Source organism: Leptothoe sp. ISB3NOV94-8A, assembly GCF_043421595.1.
Classification (GTDB): domain Bacteria; phylum Cyanobacteriota; class Cyanobacteriia; order Phormidesmidales; family Phormidesmidaceae; genus Leptothoe; species Leptothoe turfae.
The window spans coordinates 5,390,732-5,407,066 of sequence record NZ_JAXSQW010000001.1 but is presented as its reverse complement, the minus strand read 5'-3'; the positions used below and the strand labels follow the sequence as shown (position 1 = coordinate 5,407,066).

The following is a 16,335-nucleotide window of genomic DNA, read 5'->3' as shown; positions in this document are numbered from 1 at the left end:
ATCTAAAACTATGCGTGTTGGTGACTGCACCCGCAGTATGACTAATAGATAGCCAGTATTGTGATTTAGTGGGTTCCCATGGGTAATTCGGTGGTTGGTCGGCGAGTTCTTTGGCTACAGGTGTTAGGGCTGGCAGCCGTTCAGGGGGCGATTTCCCTGACTTGGGTTATTTACAATCTCTATTTGGATGATTTGTTGCTGACTTTAGGATTTTCGGCCAGTTTAGCCACACTGCTGCTGGTGATTGAAAATGCCATGGGGGCGGTGATGGAGCCGCTGATGGGAACGTTTTCAGATCAGCGACAGCACTGGGTAGGGAGTCGTTTTCCTCAGATTGCTTTCGGTATGATTGTGTCTGCCCTTTGCTTTCTAGGCATTCCGTTAGTGGTATTGGTCGGTGGTATATCCTTGAAGGCCCTGTTGCCGATTGCTTTGGTGGCTTGGGCGTTAGCCATGACGATTTTCCGGAGTCCGGCGCTATCCCTTCTCGGACGCTATGCCTTTGATGTGGATTTACCCCAGGCTGCTAGTGTCTTGACCATGGTGGGTGGTGTCACGGGAGCCATGGCTCCTGTTGCCAGTGACTTTATTTTGGGTCTAGGGCCTTTGGTCGCATTTTCCATTGGTACGGCGGTTTTGCTTTTAGCCGCGTTAGTGCTACGGCAGGTTGACCCTAATCAAGTGATTTCCACCTCTCCATCATCTGCTGGGGCCAATGCCCAAATGCAATGGGCTAATTTACCTTGGATCTTTGGGACTGGGGCGTCGGTGGCTCTTGGCTTCAGGCTTTTACTGGGTAGTTTTCCCCAGGCAGTATCGAGAACTGGTTTTAGTCAGCCAAAATTGATCATGGTGGCCTTATTTGTCACGGTGGCCTTGAGCGCATTGCCCTGTGGGCAACTGGCGACGAAGGTGGGTAATCGTGTGGCGATGATATCGGGTTTGGGGGGGCTGATTGTGATGGCAGGTGTGGCGACGATTATGGGCACGGCAGGTGTGGCGGTTTTAGTTGCGATCGCGATCGGTATTTTCTTCAGTCTCGTCGCCAATGGCACCCTGCCCTATGCCCTCTCAATGGTGCCACCCACCAAAGCAGGCCTTGGCACAGGCCTTTACTTCAGCGGCGGCGCTTTAGCCATCAGTGTATTGCTCAGCATAGGTCCCTTGAATTTGACGATCTCATTAATAGTTGCAGCGATTAGTTTTGCAGCAGCAGCAGGCTGTGTTTTAGCCAAGCGACCCTAACGTTACCGTTAAGGATGCAGGCTTATTTAGGCGTCTTTATTGGCAAATCCTGCAAACCCTAGTTCATTCAGGCGATTCCAACCATAAACTGATGCGCGGAATTCTTTCCACTGATCGTAGATTTCCTTGAAGTCAGCATCCTCGCTAGCACTCTCTTCGTAGATTTCAAAGGCGGCTTGTTCAGCAGCAGCTAGGATTTCAGCGCTGAATGGTTTCAGTTCTACATCTGCACCCAGCAAACTTTGAAGGGCCGCTCCATTGACGGCGTCATACTTGGCTAGGGTACTGGTGTTGGACTCGACACAGGCAGTTTTGATCACTTCTTGATAGACCGGTGGCAGAGATGTCCATGCCTCCATATTGATCATCATGTCAAAGGCCGGGCCGGGTTCCCACCAGCCGGGATAGTAGTAAAACTGAGCTGCTTTTTGCAGCCCTAGTTTTTCGTCATCGTAGGGACCCACCCACTCGGCTGCGTCAATGGCACCCCGTTCTAGGGCTAGGAAAATTTCGCTACCAGGCAGGTTCTGAACATTAACACCCAGCTTGGCCATCACCTTGCCACCAAGACCGGGAATCCGCATTTTCAGACCCTTCAGATCATTGGCAGTGTTGATTTCTTTATTGAACCAGCCCCCCATTTGAACACCGGTATTCCCAGCGGGGAAGTTGATGGTATTAAATTTCGCGTAGAGTTTTTGCATGGCTTCTAACCCACCGCCGTGGTATAGCCAAGCATTTTGCTGCTGAGCATTAAGACCAAAGGGAACGGTGGTGCCAAACGCTAGCGCTGGACTTTTACCCACATAGTAATAGGAGGCGCTGTGGCCACATTCCACGGTGCCATCCTGGACAGCATCTAAGACTTGCAATCCTGGAACGATCTCGCCCCCTGCATAGGGTTCGATGGTGAAGCGACCATCGGTCATGGCAGCGATGCGATCGCACACAATCTCAGCAGCCCCAAACAATGTATCCAGCGACTTTGGCCAGCTGGTAGCCATTTTCCATCTCACCGTTGGTAGGGCTTCCCCATCACCCGCAGTTGTTGGCGTGGTGGATTGAGCGCAGGCGGTTAATGCAGCAGTGCTCGCCGCGCCAGTCAAGCCATAACCAATTAGCTGTCTACGTTTCATAGCGAAGTAAAGCCCTACAAGTGTGATACAAGCCAGCGGGTATAGACTGATACACGCAGCACAGAAATTATTAAATCACTCTGTTCAAAGAATTAAGCGGATTGGCAACAGTTGGTAATAAAGGGAATGGGGAATGGGGAGTGGGCTTTGCCCACCCCCAAATGCGATAATGCCTAAGCTGTCTTGGTTTTGCGAATGACGCTAAAGCGGGTTGTTTTATCGATTCTGACGGGGCTGGTGGCGCTGGTGGTGGTCTCGTCCCTATATGAAAGTTTTTCCCAGCCTCAGGTAACGGGGCAGCTACAGCTTTATCAGAGTGATTTACTCTTGCAGGCAACTGAGTGGGACGAGTTGGAAAGTGCTGAGTTTAAGCAGCTGAGTAATGCGTTGCTGGGGGCTAAACCGCTGGAGACAGTGACCAAGCAATATCAGTCGGTGCGCAAGGAAGCCGTGGCGGGTGTGGAGCGATCGCAAAAGCAGCTGGCTACTCAAAACAATACTCTAGATCCTCAGCTCGCTAAGTACGAGGTGGCTATTCGTCAGCAGCAACAACTTATTGATGAAATTGACCTCAAGGTTGGGATTATTGCTACCCAGCAACAAAACATCAGCGCCGCTCGCCAGCGTTGGCAACCATTGTCTGAGGGCGATAGCTCAGTGGCAGATATGGCGAGTGTTTTGTTGGGATTATGGCAGACGCCACCGAGCATTACCCCAATGGCTGAAACCACCATTACAAATCAGCTGAACGGCTGGTTTCAATATCGGGTGCTGGAACAGCTCTATACCCTGGATGATCGGTCTGTAGACCTGACACAACTGCGATCGCAAGAACAAACAGCGGCTGAATCCAAGCTTGTTAAGCTCGCTGCCGTAGGCACGATGCCTGTCCTGGGCTGCATTGTCGGCATAGGGTTACTCATTTTCTTGGCCGTGCAGTGGGGGATCCGTCGCCGTGATTCACTGCTAGCTAAACCCCTTTCTCCTTGGGATGTGCCTTGGGATGGAGAAATTATTTGGCAGGTGCTAATTGTTGGTTTTTTCTTTGTTGGGCAGTTGCTGATTCCCTTTTTATTGCAGTTGTCAGGACTGAGTTTTGCAACGGCGGGCAGTCGTGGCAGAGCCCTATATTCCATGATCTTTTATCTGCTGATGTCTGCGAGTGGTATTGCCGTGTTAGCCGGTTCCATTTGGACCTATCGACCGTTACCTACGGGCTGGTTTCAAATCAAGGTATTGGGTCGCTGGCCTCTGTGGGGCGTTGGGGGCTATGTGGTGGCACTGCCCTTAATGATTGCAATCTCCGCCTTAAATCAGCAAATTTGGCGGGGGCAAGGGGGCAATAATCCTTTGCTGCAGACGGTATTGCAAGAAAGCGATGGCATTGCGCTCCTGCTGTTTTTCCTGACGGCAGCTGTCGCGGCTCCGCTATTTGAAGAGGTGCTCTTTCGAGGGTTTTTGTTGCCTTCTCTGACGCGCTATATGCCGGTCTGGGGAGCAATTTTGCTAAGTAGTTTTATCTTTGCTTCGGCCCATCTGAGTCTGTCAGAGGTGCTACCCCTGACAATGTTGGGGACCATTTTGGCTTGGGTATATTCGCGATCGCGAAACCTACTCGCCCCGATGCTCATCCACAGTCTTTGGAATAGTGCCACTCTAATCGGGCTATTTTTGCTAGGGGGGCAATAACTATCCGCACAACACCTCAGCGTGATGTTTGATGTGGTCTTCCATAAAGGTAGAAATAAAATAATAGCCGTGGTCGTAACCCGTTTGCATTCTTAGGGTCAATGGTTGTCCTACAGCCTCACAGGCAGCCTTAAATGCTTCAGGTTTTAGTTGTTGCTGTTCCAAAAATGGATCGGCTAGGCCTTGGTCAATGAGAATATGCCGGTCTGACTGAGCATGTTGTTTGACCAACTCACTAGCATCGTAGGCAGCCCAGCTAGTTTGATCAGCGCCTAAATATTTGCCCAATGCCTTTTGCCCCCAAGCACATTGCATAGGATTAGCAATCGGGGCCAATGCTGAGATTGACTGGTACTTTGCTGGATTACGCAGACCGCAAACCAAGGCCCCATGTCCGCCCATGGAATGGCCGAATATGCCCTGTTTATCACTGACTGAGAAGTGAGTTTGGATGAGGGCTGGTAACTCCTCTGTGATGTAGCTGTACATGCGATAGTTGCTAGCCCACGGTGCTTCAGTAGCATCTACATAAAAGCCAGCACCGCTACCAAAATCCCACCCCTCTTCATCGGGCACATCGTCGCCACGGGGGCTTGTGTCTGGTGCAACCAGCATTAAGCCATGTTGGGCGGCATAGCGCTGGGCTCCGGCTTTTGTGATGAAGTTTTGCTCAGTGCAGGTCAGACCTGCCAAATAATAGAGCACCGGCACCGTCTGGGTGATTGCCTGAGGGGGGATGTAAACGGCAAATGTCATGTTGCATTGACATTGCTCAGACGGGTGGCTGTAAATGTTTACGTTGCCCCCAAAGCAACCATGCTGACTCATTAATGTCAGGGTTCCAGTTTGTTCGTTTGCCATGAAAAATTCTCAGTTTCTTTTGGTATTACTATCGCATTCAGAATTTTCTTTTCAGCCTGGGTTACGAAATTCTGCGTGCTACAGAACCCCTTGATAGGGGCAGGCATCCAAAAGGGAATGCCCCTATATGAGTGGCGTAATGTGTTTAATTGCTCAGGGGGTTCTCAGGAACTCCTTATTTTCGTTACACACTTCTCAGTAGTTTTTCAAAACGTCTTCAGCTGAAAATTATGCCCTACACCAAGAATTCTTGTCAGGGGGATTACTTCTCCGTGTCGGATGTCTCTGGTTGTGCAGGAAAAAGCATCTGTACGGAAAGTGATTGTATTTCCACTGAAGTTTTATCACTCTAGTTATGAATAAGTTTGCTCTGGGTTCCCACCGCGTAGCATTAGCTGCGGCAATGGCTTTGGGAACTGTGACAACGATGGCGACAGCCGCATCTGCCGCCACGCTCCGAGTAACTATCGAGAATCTTGCTCCGATCAACGGTGGATTTTTGACTCCGGCCTGGGTTGGTTTTCACGATGGTACATTTGATCTTTACGACCGTGGTGAATCTCTGGATGACTTCACTGGATTGGAGTCTTTAGTGGAAGACGGTGATACGTCTCAGCTAACGGATGCCTTTGCTGCTGATAATCCTGATGGTGTCCAAGCCACGTTGCTGAGCGATGGCCCACCGCCTTTAGAGCCTGGTGAGCTGACCAGTTTTACCTTGGATGTAGATCCAGCAACCAATCAGTATTTCAGCTACGCATCCATGGTGATTCCTAGTAATGATGCTTTCATTGCTAATGGCAATCCTCTGGCCCATGAAATCTTTGACGATGCTGGCAACTTCCTAGGGGCTGACTTTATTGTCTTGGGTAGTGAGGTGTTGGATGGCGGCACCGAGGTGAATGATGAATTGCCATTCAGTACTGCTTTCTTAGGACAACAGGCACCTGATACAGGTATTGATGAAAATGGTGTTGTGACTGAGCACCCTGGTCTGACAGTGGGCACGATTCTTGGCACAACAGACTCCAGTGCCCTCAATGGTCTACCGCTGAATTTCACGGGGGCTGATTTTACAGCTCCTGGTTATCAGGTGGCTCGTTTCCGTATCGAACTAGTAGATAATCAGGTGGAGGATGTGCCTGAGCCTGGCATTATTTTGGGTCTAGTCGCTGCTGGTGGCTTGGTAGCCGCTAATCGTAAGCGTAAACAGACGGCCTAAAACAAGGCTATACAATACCTCGCACACAATACCTACGACAGATGTTGAGCCAACTGGGGAGGGCGGATGCTCTCCCTTTCTTTTACTGATAATGCATCCGATGAGATTTGGTAGCCGTATACCTTACGGACTCCCTATCTTCAGGGCTGTGATGCAGGTAGGGGAGAACATGTCGTCTCCCTTATCTTTTCTAAATTTGCATCCAATCAGATTTGGTGGCCGTATATCTTTTGGAACCTGGCTAGTAAGACGGTGACTCAGGCGGTAGATGAGATAAATCAAGTTGTGCAATCTGTGATGGAGCATGAAACTGACGGCGCTCTAGTCGTCCGCCTGTGGAAAGGGGATGTGTCTGCTTTGGGCAGTCTTTATGATCGCTATGGCAGTTTGGTGTACAGCATTGCACTAAAGGGATTACGTCGAGTTTCAGAAGCAGAAGATTTGACCCAAGAAGTCTTTCTAAAGCTGATGCGTACTCGGTCTTATAACCCCCGTCGTGGTTCCCTGGCTAGCTATTTGACCACATTGACCCGCTCACGAGTGATTGATCGGCTGAGGGCTCAATCAACCCAGCAAAAATATTTAAGCCAATGGCATCAAAATCAGTTCAGTGTTGATTCGGCTACACCCATGAAGCACATTACTCAGCAGGAACGGCGTGCCCTAGTGCGAGAGGCGTTGACAACATTAAAGGCCCAGCAACGGGAAGTATTGGAACTGAGTTACTACGAGGGGCAGTCCCAACGGGATATTGCTGAACGGTTGGGGGTGCCTCTTGGTACGGTCAAAAGCTGGGCCCGACGAGGGTTGTTGCAGCTACGTAAACAACTAGATGTGTTAAGGGAGGATCTGTAATGGCTACACCCCTTTCACCCCAGGAAATTCAAGAACTGGCTGCTGGGTATGTACTGGGAGATTTGAGTTCGTCAGAGGCTGAATACTTTCAGGCTTTGTTAGCTGAAGTTCCAGAATTGCAGGCCGAAGTGAGGGCTTTGCAAGAGGCGTTAGCGATGATGCCCTATGGCTTGGATGAGGTGGAGCCAGAGGGGGGATTGCGATCGCAAATTCTCACTGCTGCCCAAAGTGAACTCTCTCAGCCGCTACCTGTTCCTCAAAAAGTAAGACGATTTCCATCACGATTACCCTGGGCCATGAGTACCGTAGCGGCTGGTCTGGCCATTGTGTGTGGTCTGGCCACGCTGCGTCTCAGCGGTCAGGTTCGTCTACTACAGGCTCAATATCCTCAACCTGATCTGGTGACGACTGATCAAGCTGGTATGTACCAAACTTGGTCAGGATTGAGTAAACTCCTGCAAGACCATCAAAAGTCTTTGGCAAACCCCAATGGCCCAGTGGATTTTGTGGTGCATCAACCGAACGAGATTCCGGCTTTGTTGAAAGAGTTTCCAACCACGGTGGCGGCCTTACCCCTATTGCCTGCCAAACAAGGAATGTTACTGGGGGGCAGTAGCTGTCAACTAGGCGAAACCCAGGGGGTTCGTCTCACCTATCAGCTAGAGACAGAGAAAACGGTCTCTGCCTACCAGTTGGCTGTGACTGAGGAGGAAGAATTTCCTGAATTTCAGTCAGCCCACCTAACGTTGCAACAACCTGATGGTACCGGCATTGTGCTTTGGCGCGATGACGATTATCTCTATGCCCTTGTGGCAGAGTTACCAACAACGGAGTTGCAGAGTTTGGCCTATGCGATTGAGGGTACCTGACATTTGAAGAGATGGTTGTAGGGACGTTCCATGGAACGCCTCTACAACGGTCAACCGGCCCATAGCACACAGTTTAGATCTATAGAGTTAGAAACATGCCACGTAAACGTAAACAACCAACTACCTGGATTCATCGTAATTCTCGCTATTTGATTGCTGGTGCATCTGCTGCTGGGCTGCTATTGGCTATTGGCTGTATGGCGAAGGGCAGTAGCTCGCTGGCGGGCAGTGCCTATGTGCAATTGGGCGGGCTGTCACTACCATTGCTGGGTGCGATCGCATACTTCTTAATGGGCGCATTGGCCATTGGCCCTGTAGCTACCAAAAACAAATCGTTAGAAAACCCCACCTGGTTGGGGTTATTTATTGGTAGCACTGCCATGACTATTTTCAGTGGCTATCTGCTGTACGTCATGTTTGCTGTATTGCAAGAGCCCTGTGTTCCTTGTATGTTATCGGCGTTTCTCTCAGTGGGTTTGTGGGTGCTCACTCTCATTGGTAATCGTTGGGAGAGTTTGGGACAGCTGTTGTTACCAGGGATCTCAGTGGCTTTGGTGGCTGCGATCGCAACCACAGGTCTGTATGCCTATGCCCAAAATCCTGACAGTTTTATTGCCGGCAATCCCCCCCCAGCAGTCGAAACCAATTCCGGCACATCAGAAATTGAGTTAGCCAAGCATTTGACCGCGATTGGTGCTACAAAATATGGTGCTTGGTGGTGTCCCCACTGTCATGCTCAACAAACACTTTTTGGTAAGGATGCCTTTAAGTATGTGACCTATGTCGAGTGCGATGAAGAAGGCATAGATCCTCAGCCCAATGCATGTCGAGCTGCTGGCGTGCAGAGCTATCCCACATGGGAAATCAATGGCCAAACCTATGCGGGTGTTCAGTCACTGCAATCTTTAGCATCAGTTTCTGGCTACACTGGGCCGCAAGAGTTTATTAATCAGAATGCTCAGCATTGATAAACGGATATCACCAGTAGCCGTGATCTAAGCTGCAACTACCCTGACTTTCTCAGGTCTAATATGTATTTATTCAAAGGTGCTCATTCCCTTGGGGTGGGCACCTTTGTTCACAAATTCCTTTGTCACATCTATGCGTTGCCCTAAGTGCAAACATCGCTCAGTGCAAAAGCATGGAGCACAGTTTAAATTTGTCCAAAGCTATCAATGCAAAGACTGCCAGCATATTTTTTATCCATCGGTGCGTCACGCGATTAGATGGCTCATTGGCATTTTGCTGATTACAGGGCTATCACCCTGGTGGATTAATAGGGGATTGCGCCTGCTTGTGGCTCAGCCAGATACTGGTGAACCCGTAGATGCTATTGTTGTTGTTGGACGCGGAACCGATTATAACGATCGTCGTGCAGAGGCCGCTGTAGCACTGTGGAAGGAAGGCCGAGCTCCCCATATATTTATGAGCGGTGCCAATGATGCCCCTATTCTGGTTAACCTTGCTAAGGAAATGGGTGTACCGGATGCCAATGTGAGCGGTGAAGCCTGTGCTGCTACCACTTGGGAAAATGCGTTTTATACCAAGCGACATATGCCCTTTGATCGGGCGTCTAAGCCTAAAATTTTGTTGGTCACCGATGGTTTGCACATTGGTCGCACCACATTGCTCTATCGCAACTTTGGGTTTGAGGTTGTTTCCCATCCTGTCAGTCTAGATTTTCCAAAATGGCGAAAGCATATCATCCGTGAGTTTTTGGCAATCATATACTACGTGAAAACCAAAAAACTGTTGCCTCCTAAACCAGCTGATTATCAACGAGCTGAGTCTGTCGCTGAGAAGAGAACTGTAGATTGGCAATGTCTTGATATGGAGAAAGCATTTATACCTAAAAACAGATGGTAGCTTTGGCTGCTGTTGATGCTAGTCACCAGACGGGCAAGGTTTAGAGGGTAGGGGAAGCTAATGGTTGACTCTTAAATCTCATCTGGATCAACGCCCATTTCCCGTAACCGCTCCGCCAATCGTTTAGCCTTTGCCTCTGCGACCTCAGCCCGTTGGCTTTCTGCCTCAGCCCGTTGGCTTTCAGTTTCTGCCCGCTGAGCAATTTCCGCATAACTCAAAAATCGTTGTCCATCTGGACGCAAAATCTGAAGTTCTTCACCCGAGGTATCAAATCGAATATTTAACCGGGGACTCACCCAATTCTCAATAGGCTCAATTACATCCAAAAAGCCCTCTAGCCGTACCCAGCCCTTGAAATCATCTTTGTCTGGATCATAGAGATAATATTCATCCACCCCAAACTGATGGTAAAACAACAATTTGCGGTTCATCTCAGCGGTTGTATTGCCAGGGGAGAGAATTTCAAACACTACATGGGGCGGCACATTATCTTCTTCCCATTGTTTATATGAACCGCGGTCTCCTTTTGGACGCCCAAAGACCACCATCACATCAGGTGCCACCCGTTTTTTATTATCGCCTTCCACCGCGTACCACAGCAGGTCTCCTGCAACAAAAACTTGCGGATCATTGGCAAAGAGCCAATCCAAATTCTGTTGAATGATGACAATCCATCGAAATTGCTTAGTATTATCCGCCATTGGTTGACCGTCACTATCGGGGTAGAGAACCTCTGGTCTAGATGATGGCTGAAGTTGAACCATGGCCATTATGGAATTAGGGCTTTATCCCTTAGCCTAGCATGTTCGCAAATGGGGCAAACTTAAGCCAGTAACCCAGCTCGGTCAAAAATGCTTTGGGCAGAAATCTTGAAAGCAGGCAACTGTGGTTCATTAATCACTGTGTTGCCACGATAGGTGATGGGCACTGCCTGGGGGTGAAATAGAGTTACGGTTTTAGCTCTAGGGTCTGTGATCCATGGTTCTCAATCTCCTGTAAATACCGTCATCCATCAGCTTTATTGTCACCGATTTGCTGAACCGATTGAGTGGACAAAACTTCTCTTGGTTGAGTAACCTATGCAGATTCAGCTTGGTCAATCAATGAAAACTCTGATTAAACATTTGCCCTATCAATGATTTGGGGGTATCTCTATGTTCGCTTATGTAAGTTCTGTCTTGATCTGGTCGATAGCATTACGAAGTTCCTGAGCATGAGCCCAAACAAAACCACCATAGAGCATTCCTCCATTAGGATCTGCCAAAAAGACATGATCTCCACCAACTGCCCGATTAGTCCAAGTTCTAAGTGGACTTCCATCTTGTAACAAAAACCTTAAGGAGGAGTGTTTGAAGAGGCTTGTTCTGCAAGGCGTCATTCCTGGGACATCGTCCAATATGGCAATTGCTACTTCCACAGTTGAAGAGCTATATGTTGAAGTGGTTTCATAGGCTGTCACATCTACAAAACCTTCTGTAGCTTTACCGAGTGCGTTAATGAGACTCAACATATCTCAACATATCAATTACACCTTAAATACCAGACGCGAACCTTGAACCTTTAGAAATCGTGGAATCTCATTGTCTACTCTCTGACAAAAGATAGATGTTCTGTCACTAGAGACAATTCTGTAGGGGTATCCCCGTGTGAGTGCCCTGCGGTATCGAATGCTATCAGTCAAGATGTCATATAAAACCCTATGCCAGGTTTCCCAGCATAGGGCCAAAACTTTGGTTATTGAAATCGTACAGTCAATTTATTTGACCTTAAGCAGTCACCAACTTAGGTTGTTCTGTTGCAGACTCCTGCAAGCGACCCAAAATCGCATTGGTATTTGCTTTCGCATCACCAAACAACATTTGGGTATTCTCCTTAAAGAACAGCGGATTTGCCACACCAGCATAGCCAGCCGACATGCCCCGCTTCATGACAACAACATTGCGTGCTTTCCATACTTCCAACACTGGCATCCCAGCAATTGGACTCTCAGGATCCTCCATGGCGCTAGGATTGACCGTATCGTTGGCACCAATAACCAACACCACATCAGTTTCAGAGAAATCTTCGTTGATTTCATCCATTTCCAACACAATGTCGTAGGGCACATTGGCTTCTGCCAATAACACATTCATATGGCCTGGCAAACGACCCGCTACAGGGTGAATACCAAAACGCACATTCACACCCCGCTGAGTCAAAAGCCGAGTAATATCAGACACCGCGTGCTGAGCCTGAGCCACTGCCATACCATAACCAGGCGTGATAATTACACTCTGTGCATCCGCTAGCAGGTCAATGGTTTCATTCACATCAGTCTCAGTGACTGTACCCTCAACGGCTTTACTGCTGCCTTTGCCAGATCCTTGGCCAAAACCACCCAAGATCACACTAAAGAAAGAGCGGTTCATCGCCTCACACATGATGTAGCTCAGGATGGCACCACTACTACCCACCAATGCACCCGTCACAATCAACAAATCATTGGAAAGCATAAAGCCCGCTGCCGCTGCTGCCCAGCCAGAGTAGCTGTTGAGCATGGAGATCACCACAGGCATGTCGGCACCACCGATGGCAGCCACTAAATGGATGCCTAGCAGGGAGGCAATCGCCACCATGCCCAACACATAGTTAAACCCATCAGTCCCCTCGGCAGCCATAAAGCCAACGCCGAGGATAACAGTGCCCACCAGCATGGCAACATTCAGCAAATGTCGAGCGGGCAACATCAATGGCTTGCTGCTAATAATGGTCCGTAGCTTGCCAAAGGCGACCACAGAACCCGTAAAGGTCAGCGCCCCAATAAAGATACCGATGTAGATTTCCAGTTTGTGGATAGTTTCCTCCGCCCCCACCAATGTGGGATCTGGTCCCAAATAACTGGCTAAACCAACCAGCACAGCAGCTAAACCCACAAAGCTATGGAGAATGGCAACCAGCTCCGGCATTTCAGTCATTTCCACACGGGAAGCCACTAAGCCACCAATGGCAACAGCGGGCAAAATCGCTGCCACTAAAAGACCGTAAGCTGTCAGTTGTGAACTCAGGGCAGTGGCTACCAGCGCAATCACCATGCCGATGATGCCATAGACGTTACCACGCTTTGCGGACTCTTGATTAGAGAGACCACCCAAGCTCAAAATGAAAAGAACAATAGCGACCAAATAGGCCACCGCAACAAGATTGTTAGACATGGCAGAGAAGTTGTAGAGAAATGTCTAAAGGGCAAAGACTTCAAGTCTCTCTCCCCGGAGAGAGAGAGGTAGGGAGAGGGCTTTTACTTCCGAAACATTTTCAACATCCGCTGAGTCACTAAGAACCCACCCGCAATGTTGATCGTGCCGATAAAGATAGCAATGGCACCCAAAATCACTGTGGGTGCCATTGGCTTACCCGAAATCTGCAACATGCCACCAATGATGATGATGCCGCTGATGGCATTGGTCACACTCATCAAGGGGGTATGCAGCGATGGGGAGACATTCCAAATCACCTGCCAGCCAACAAAACAGGCCAGGATAAATACGGTGAAGTGGGAAAGGAATGAAGAAGGCGCGCCAATACCAATACCGATAAGGGCGAGGGCTGCAAAGGCAACCCCAATCCATTGCCAAGGCAGAGAAAACTTGGGTGCAGCGGCTACTTCCTCTACTTCCGTCGATTCTTCCCCTTTTGCCTCAACCTTTGGAGGAGCTGGTTTCTCAGGTTTAGGCGCAGGCCAAGTAACCTGACCTCCATGGCTAACCAAGGCTCCTCGAACTACCTCATCGTCAACGTTAACGGTGTAGCCGTCAGAACCACCCATGTCGTTGAGCAGGTGGTACAGATTCATGCCATACAGCTGGCTGGACTGTCCGGCCATACGGCTAGCTAAATCAGTCAAACCAACGATTGTCACACCCTGGTGACGATAAACTTCGCCAGCACGGCTGACTTCGCAGTTGCCTCCTTGTTCAGCAGCCATATCTACGATGACCGAGCCAGGCTTCATCAGTTCTACGGTGTCTTTAGTCACCAATAACGGTGCTTTTTTGCCAGGAATTAAGGCTGTGGTAATAATAATGTCTACTTCTTTTGCTTGCTCGGCAAACAGGGCCATCTCTGCTTCGATGAACTCTTTACTCATCACCTTGGCATAGCCGCCAGTGCCAGTACCATCTTCTGCAAAGTTCAGTTCTAAGAACTCGGCACCCATACTTTCCACTTGCTCTTTGACTACGGGACGGGTGTCAAAGGCACGAACAATAGCCCCCAGACTTTTTGCTGCACCAATGGCGGCAAGGCCTGCGACACCTGCGCCAATGACTAACACTTTGGCAGGGGGCACTTTCCCCGCCGCCGTAATCTGACCTGTAAAAAAGCGACCAAAATTATTGGCCGCTTCAATCACGGCACGGTATCCAGCCACATTTGCCATGGAGCTCAGGGCATCCATTTTCTGAGCTCGGCTAATGCGGGGTACTGAATCCATCGCTAGGGCCGTTACTTGCTTGGCTGCTAGTTGATTGATTAAATCAGCATTCTGAGCAGGCCATAGAAAACTAATCAGGGTTTGACCATCATGGGCGAGTTCAGTTTCGTGACAGTTTAGTTCGTGGTTATGACTAGGAGGCTGCACTTTGAGAACAATATCAGCCTGTTGCCAGAGCTCAATGGCGTTGGCAATAACCTCGCATCCTGCCTCGCGATAGGCATGGTCAGAAAACTCGGCTCGTTCACCAGCACCCTGCTCTATCAATACGTCGAATCCAAGGGACTGGAGTTTTTTGACAGTTTTAGGAGTGGCTGCAATGCGGCACTCTCCTGGGGTAACTTCTTTGGGGATGCCAACGCGCTTTGGGCGTTCGAGATGGGATGCCTGTTGGTCAACAGCACCTTGATCGAGTGCGATGGTCATAGTGATCCTTATTGATTAACTAGCTGGGCTAACGACTGTTGTAAAAACACTATGGAATTGGGATCGCATTTAATTTCAATCCAACAGGAATAACTTTAGATTTAGTGGTTTTACTTAACTTAAAAATGGACAATTACTCTGACGCATGAAACGCCATTTCAATGCACAAGCTGAATGATTTTAAGACTCTTCTAAAAGAGGTTTAGAGGTCTTCTATCTAGTCGAACTGAAGCAGATAATATTGCCTGTTTCAATGCACTAAACACTTTGACAATAGTTGATGAACCCTTATCCAAGGCTCCAGAAATAATTATTAAGCCCTTGAGAAACTAACTGTTAAGCCTCAAGGTGTAAATTGGCCTTGCTTTGATTGTGTCAACTTAAGTATTGAAAAGTGTGGAGTTCGTCATGAAGATTTATCTTTTTTGACAGAAATCCAACATAAATAATCTTTGATGAAGTGTTTGCTAGTTGGTTGGCGTTCTAGTGGAGTCGAGAATAATGACTTTTTGCGACTTGAAAAAGATTGTGGGCAGCCAGTGATTTGTTCTATTTCTCGTTTATTTGTAGTGAACTACCCACGAATTTGAATTTAATTAGTATGCTAATCTTAAGAAAAATTGCGTTCCGTAAATTTACAGATCTTGATTGAAGTGGCAGCAGCTTTTCAAGCGTTCTCGCTGAATGGGGATGATGGCTAAGCATGCTTGCTGTAACATCTGCATCTGTTCTGGCTAACGGGACCAATCATGCAAACCGTCCCTTGTCTTGAAGCATTGGGCTCATCTGCATGATAGTTCTAGGTCAGTTCCGCTTTAATAATGTGAGCTTGAGGAGTTGAAAAATGGCACTGAAACAGTTGATCCGCTTGGGCTTAGTCGGCTTAGCGATGTCGGCAGCCGCTGTAGTAGGGGTGAATGTGCCTACCTTGGCCCAGCAAGATATTTACGACTCCGATGGACTTAATATCATTGGTGGTGTTGAGTCACGCTATCGCCTTAACTATAGTCTGAATAATAATACTCGCCGTAATACTCGTGCTAGTTACCGGTTAGAGGTGAAGGGCGATAAAATTGATTCTGCTGTTTCTGCATTGGTTGTGACCGTCCCGGAGGCATTTTCTCGCCATAGAGGTCGTATTGATTTAGATAGAATTAAAGTCCGATATGGTCGCATTGATGACGTTGGTGAGGAAATTGCGGTTGATGAGGTGCTCTGGGACGATCGTGTTTTCAGTGGAGCCAATGATTTGTCTGACGATCTAGACAAAATTGAGATTTACCTTGCTGAGGATATTCCTGCTAATACGTCTTTCGTAATCGATTTTGAAAAGGTTCGCAATCCTAACCGTGCGTTGATGCAACGTGTCAATCTGCAGGTAATTCCTCGGGGTAATGATCTGGCCACCTATATTGGTACCTGGGAAATGTTGATCGCTTATCAAGACTAGATTGCTTTTCAGGGTTGGTTCTAACGTGTTACTATCAGAAACCGCGCTGAATGGCGCAAGTAGTATTTTGTTTGAGCAGACTTAGGAGCAATCGCCATGACTAAGCGCACCCTCGGCGGTACATCTCGCAAGCGTAAGCGCGTTTCTGGTTTTCGTACTCGCATGCGGACAACTAATGGCCGTCGAGTTATTCAGGCACGTCGTAAGAAAGGGCGTGCTCGTCTGGCCGTTTAGACTGGCTAGCTGAG

The 16,335-nt window shown here is 48.6% G+C and carries 15 protein-coding genes; 9 read left to right on the top strand and 6 right to left on the bottom strand.

What is annotated here, in order from left to right; genetic code table 11:
* Nucleotides 1–78 precede the first annotated feature (78 nt).
* Nucleotides 79–1,245 carry an MFS transporter gene (locus SPB21_RS23150; protein WP_499867816.1) on the top strand — a complete coding sequence of 389 codons (1,167 nt, stop codon included), beginning with the start codon at nt 79–81 and terminating at the stop codon, nt 1,243–1,245.
* 26 nt (nt 1,246–1,271) lie between these two features.
* Here the strand turns inward: SPB21_RS23150 and SPB21_RS23145 are convergent, their stop codons facing one another.
* Nucleotides 1,272–2,381: a TRAP transporter substrate-binding protein gene (locus tag SPB21_RS23145; protein ID WP_499867815.1), complete on the bottom strand. Its 1,110-nt coding sequence runs from the start codon at nt 2,379–2,381 to the stop codon at nt 1,272–1,274.
* A 195-nt stretch (nt 2,382–2,576) separates the two neighbouring features.
* On the opposite strand from SPB21_RS23145, the gene SPB21_RS23140 reads away from it, so the two are divergent.
* On the top strand, nt 2,577–4,070 hold the full coding sequence (locus SPB21_RS23140; protein WP_499867814.1) for a CPBP family intramembrane glutamic endopeptidase: 1,494 nt from the start codon (nt 2,577–2,579) through the stop codon (nt 4,068–4,070).
* Here SPB21_RS23140 and fghA read toward each other — a convergent pair whose 3' ends face one another.
* On the bottom strand, nt 4,071–4,931 hold the full coding sequence (gene fghA, locus SPB21_RS23135; protein ID WP_163665750.1) for an S-formylglutathione hydrolase: 861 nt from the start codon (nt 4,929–4,931) through the stop codon (nt 4,071–4,073). It lies immediately after the preceding gene.
* Between the two features lie 355 nt (nt 4,932–5,286).
* On the opposite strand from fghA, the gene SPB21_RS23130 reads away from it, so the two are divergent.
* From SPB21_RS23130 to SPB21_RS23110, 5 genes are all read left to right on the top strand, one after another.
* Nucleotides 5,287–6,153: a spondin domain-containing protein gene (locus SPB21_RS23130; protein ID WP_499867813.1), complete on the top strand. Its 867-nt coding sequence runs from the start codon at nt 5,287–5,289 to the stop codon at nt 6,151–6,153.
* Nucleotides 6,154–6,405: 252 nt separating this feature from the next.
* Nucleotides 6,406–7,008 (top strand): sigma-70 family RNA polymerase sigma factor, encoded by a 603-nt coding sequence (locus SPB21_RS23125; protein ID WP_499867812.1) that lies wholly within the window; start codon nt 6,406–6,408, stop codon nt 7,006–7,008.
* Entirely contained in the window at nt 7,008–7,877 is an 870-nt protein-coding gene (locus SPB21_RS23120) for a hypothetical protein (RefSeq protein WP_499867811.1), read from the top strand. Before SPB21_RS23125 ends, SPB21_RS23120 begins: the two co-directional genes overlap by 1 nt.
* Before the next feature lie 95 nt (nt 7,878–7,972).
* Nucleotides 7,973–8,845: a vitamin K epoxide reductase family protein gene (locus SPB21_RS23115; RefSeq protein WP_490794455.1), complete on the top strand. Its 873-nt coding sequence runs from the start codon at nt 7,973–7,975 to the stop codon at nt 8,843–8,845.
* A 133-nt stretch (nt 8,846–8,978) separates the two neighbouring features.
* Nucleotides 8,979–9,743 (top strand): YdcF family protein, encoded by a 765-nt coding sequence (locus tag SPB21_RS23110; RefSeq protein WP_163696373.1) that lies wholly within the window; start codon nt 8,979–8,981, stop codon nt 9,741–9,743.
* A gap of 71 nt (nt 9,744–9,814) precedes the next feature.
* On the opposite strand, the gene SPB21_RS23105 is transcribed toward SPB21_RS23110, so the two are convergent.
* The 4 genes from SPB21_RS23105 to pntA all read right to left on the bottom strand — a co-directional run bounded on the left by SPB21_RS23105 (nt 9,815) and on the right by pntA (nt 14,637).
* Nucleotides 9,815–10,507: a Uma2 family endonuclease gene (locus SPB21_RS23105; RefSeq protein WP_163665738.1), complete on the bottom strand. Its 693-nt coding sequence runs from the start codon at nt 10,505–10,507 to the stop codon at nt 9,815–9,817.
* Between the two features lie 398 nt (nt 10,508–10,905).
* The gene (locus tag SPB21_RS23100) at nt 10,906–11,253 is read right to left on the bottom strand and encodes a hypothetical protein (RefSeq protein WP_163665736.1); all 348 of its coding nucleotides are present in this window, start codon (nt 11,251–11,253) and stop codon (nt 10,906–10,908) included.
* Between the two features lie 256 nt (nt 11,254–11,509).
* On the bottom strand, nt 11,510–12,934 hold the full coding sequence (pntB, locus tag SPB21_RS23095; RefSeq protein WP_163665734.1) for a Re/Si-specific NAD(P)(+) transhydrogenase subunit beta: 1,425 nt from the start codon (nt 12,932–12,934) through the stop codon (nt 11,510–11,512).
* Between the two features lie 83 nt (nt 12,935–13,017).
* Nucleotides 13,018–14,637 (bottom strand): Re/Si-specific NAD(P)(+) transhydrogenase subunit alpha, encoded by a 1,620-nt coding sequence (gene pntA, locus SPB21_RS23090; protein WP_499867810.1) that lies wholly within the window; start codon nt 14,635–14,637, stop codon nt 13,018–13,020.
* Between the two features lie 844 nt (nt 14,638–15,481).
* Between pntA and SPB21_RS23085 the strand changes: the two genes are divergently transcribed.
* Both SPB21_RS23085 and rpmH read left to right on the top strand, forming a co-directional pair.
* Entirely contained in the window at nt 15,482–16,087 is a 606-nt protein-coding gene (locus tag SPB21_RS23085; RefSeq protein ID WP_163696374.1) for a DUF2808 domain-containing protein, read from the top strand.
* A 96-nt stretch (nt 16,088–16,183) separates the two neighbouring features.
* Nucleotides 16,184–16,321, top strand: a complete 138-nt coding sequence (gene rpmH, locus SPB21_RS23080; RefSeq protein WP_006516823.1) for a 50S ribosomal protein L34 — start codon at nt 16,184–16,186, stop codon at nt 16,319–16,321.
* The last annotated feature ends 14 nt before the right edge of the window (nt 16,322–16,335 follow it).

What these genes read in the sequence shown, in the direction of transcription:
- SPB21_RS23150 (WP_499867816.1), top strand. Translation starts at nt 79, where the DNA reads ATGGGTAATTCGGTGGTTGGTCGGCGAGTTCTTTGGCTACAGGTGTTA.
- pntA (WP_499867810.1), bottom strand. Translation starts at nt 14,637, where the DNA reads ATGACCATCGCACTCGATCAAGGTGCTGTTGACCAACAGGCATCCCAT.
- SPB21_RS23100 (WP_163665736.1), bottom strand. Translation starts at nt 11,253, where the DNA reads ATGTTGAGTCTCATTAACGCACTCGGTAAAGCTACAGAAGGTTTTGTA.
- SPB21_RS23140 (WP_499867814.1), top strand. Translation starts at nt 2,577, where the DNA reads ATGACGCTAAAGCGGGTTGTTTTATCGATTCTGACGGGGCTGGTGGCG.
- SPB21_RS23120 (WP_499867811.1), top strand. Translation starts at nt 7,008, where the DNA reads ATGGCTACACCCCTTTCACCCCAGGAAATTCAAGAACTGGCTGCTGGG.
- SPB21_RS23115 (WP_490794455.1), top strand. Translation starts at nt 7,973, where the DNA reads ATGCCACGTAAACGTAAACAACCAACTACCTGGATTCATCGTAATTCT.
- SPB21_RS23145 (WP_499867815.1), bottom strand. Translation starts at nt 2,381, where the DNA reads ATGAAACGTAGACAGCTAATTGGTTATGGCTTGACTGGCGCGGCGAGC.
- fghA (WP_163665750.1), bottom strand. Translation starts at nt 4,931, where the DNA reads ATGGCAAACGAACAAACTGGAACCCTGACATTAATGAGTCAGCATGGT.
- SPB21_RS23085 (WP_163696374.1), top strand. Translation starts at nt 15,482, where the DNA reads ATGGCACTGAAACAGTTGATCCGCTTGGGCTTAGTCGGCTTAGCGATG.
- SPB21_RS23105 (WP_163665738.1), bottom strand. Translation starts at nt 10,507, where the DNA reads ATGGTTCAACTTCAGCCATCATCTAGACCAGAGGTTCTCTACCCCGAT.
- SPB21_RS23130 (WP_499867813.1), top strand. Translation starts at nt 5,287, where the DNA reads ATGAATAAGTTTGCTCTGGGTTCCCACCGCGTAGCATTAGCTGCGGCA.
- rpmH (WP_006516823.1), top strand. Translation starts at nt 16,184, where the DNA reads ATGACTAAGCGCACCCTCGGCGGTACATCTCGCAAGCGTAAGCGCGTT.
- pntB (WP_163665734.1), bottom strand. Translation starts at nt 12,934, where the DNA reads ATGTCTAACAATCTTGTTGCGGTGGCCTATTTGGTCGCTATTGTTCTT.
- SPB21_RS23110 (WP_163696373.1), top strand. Translation starts at nt 8,979, where the DNA reads ATGCGTTGCCCTAAGTGCAAACATCGCTCAGTGCAAAAGCATGGAGCA.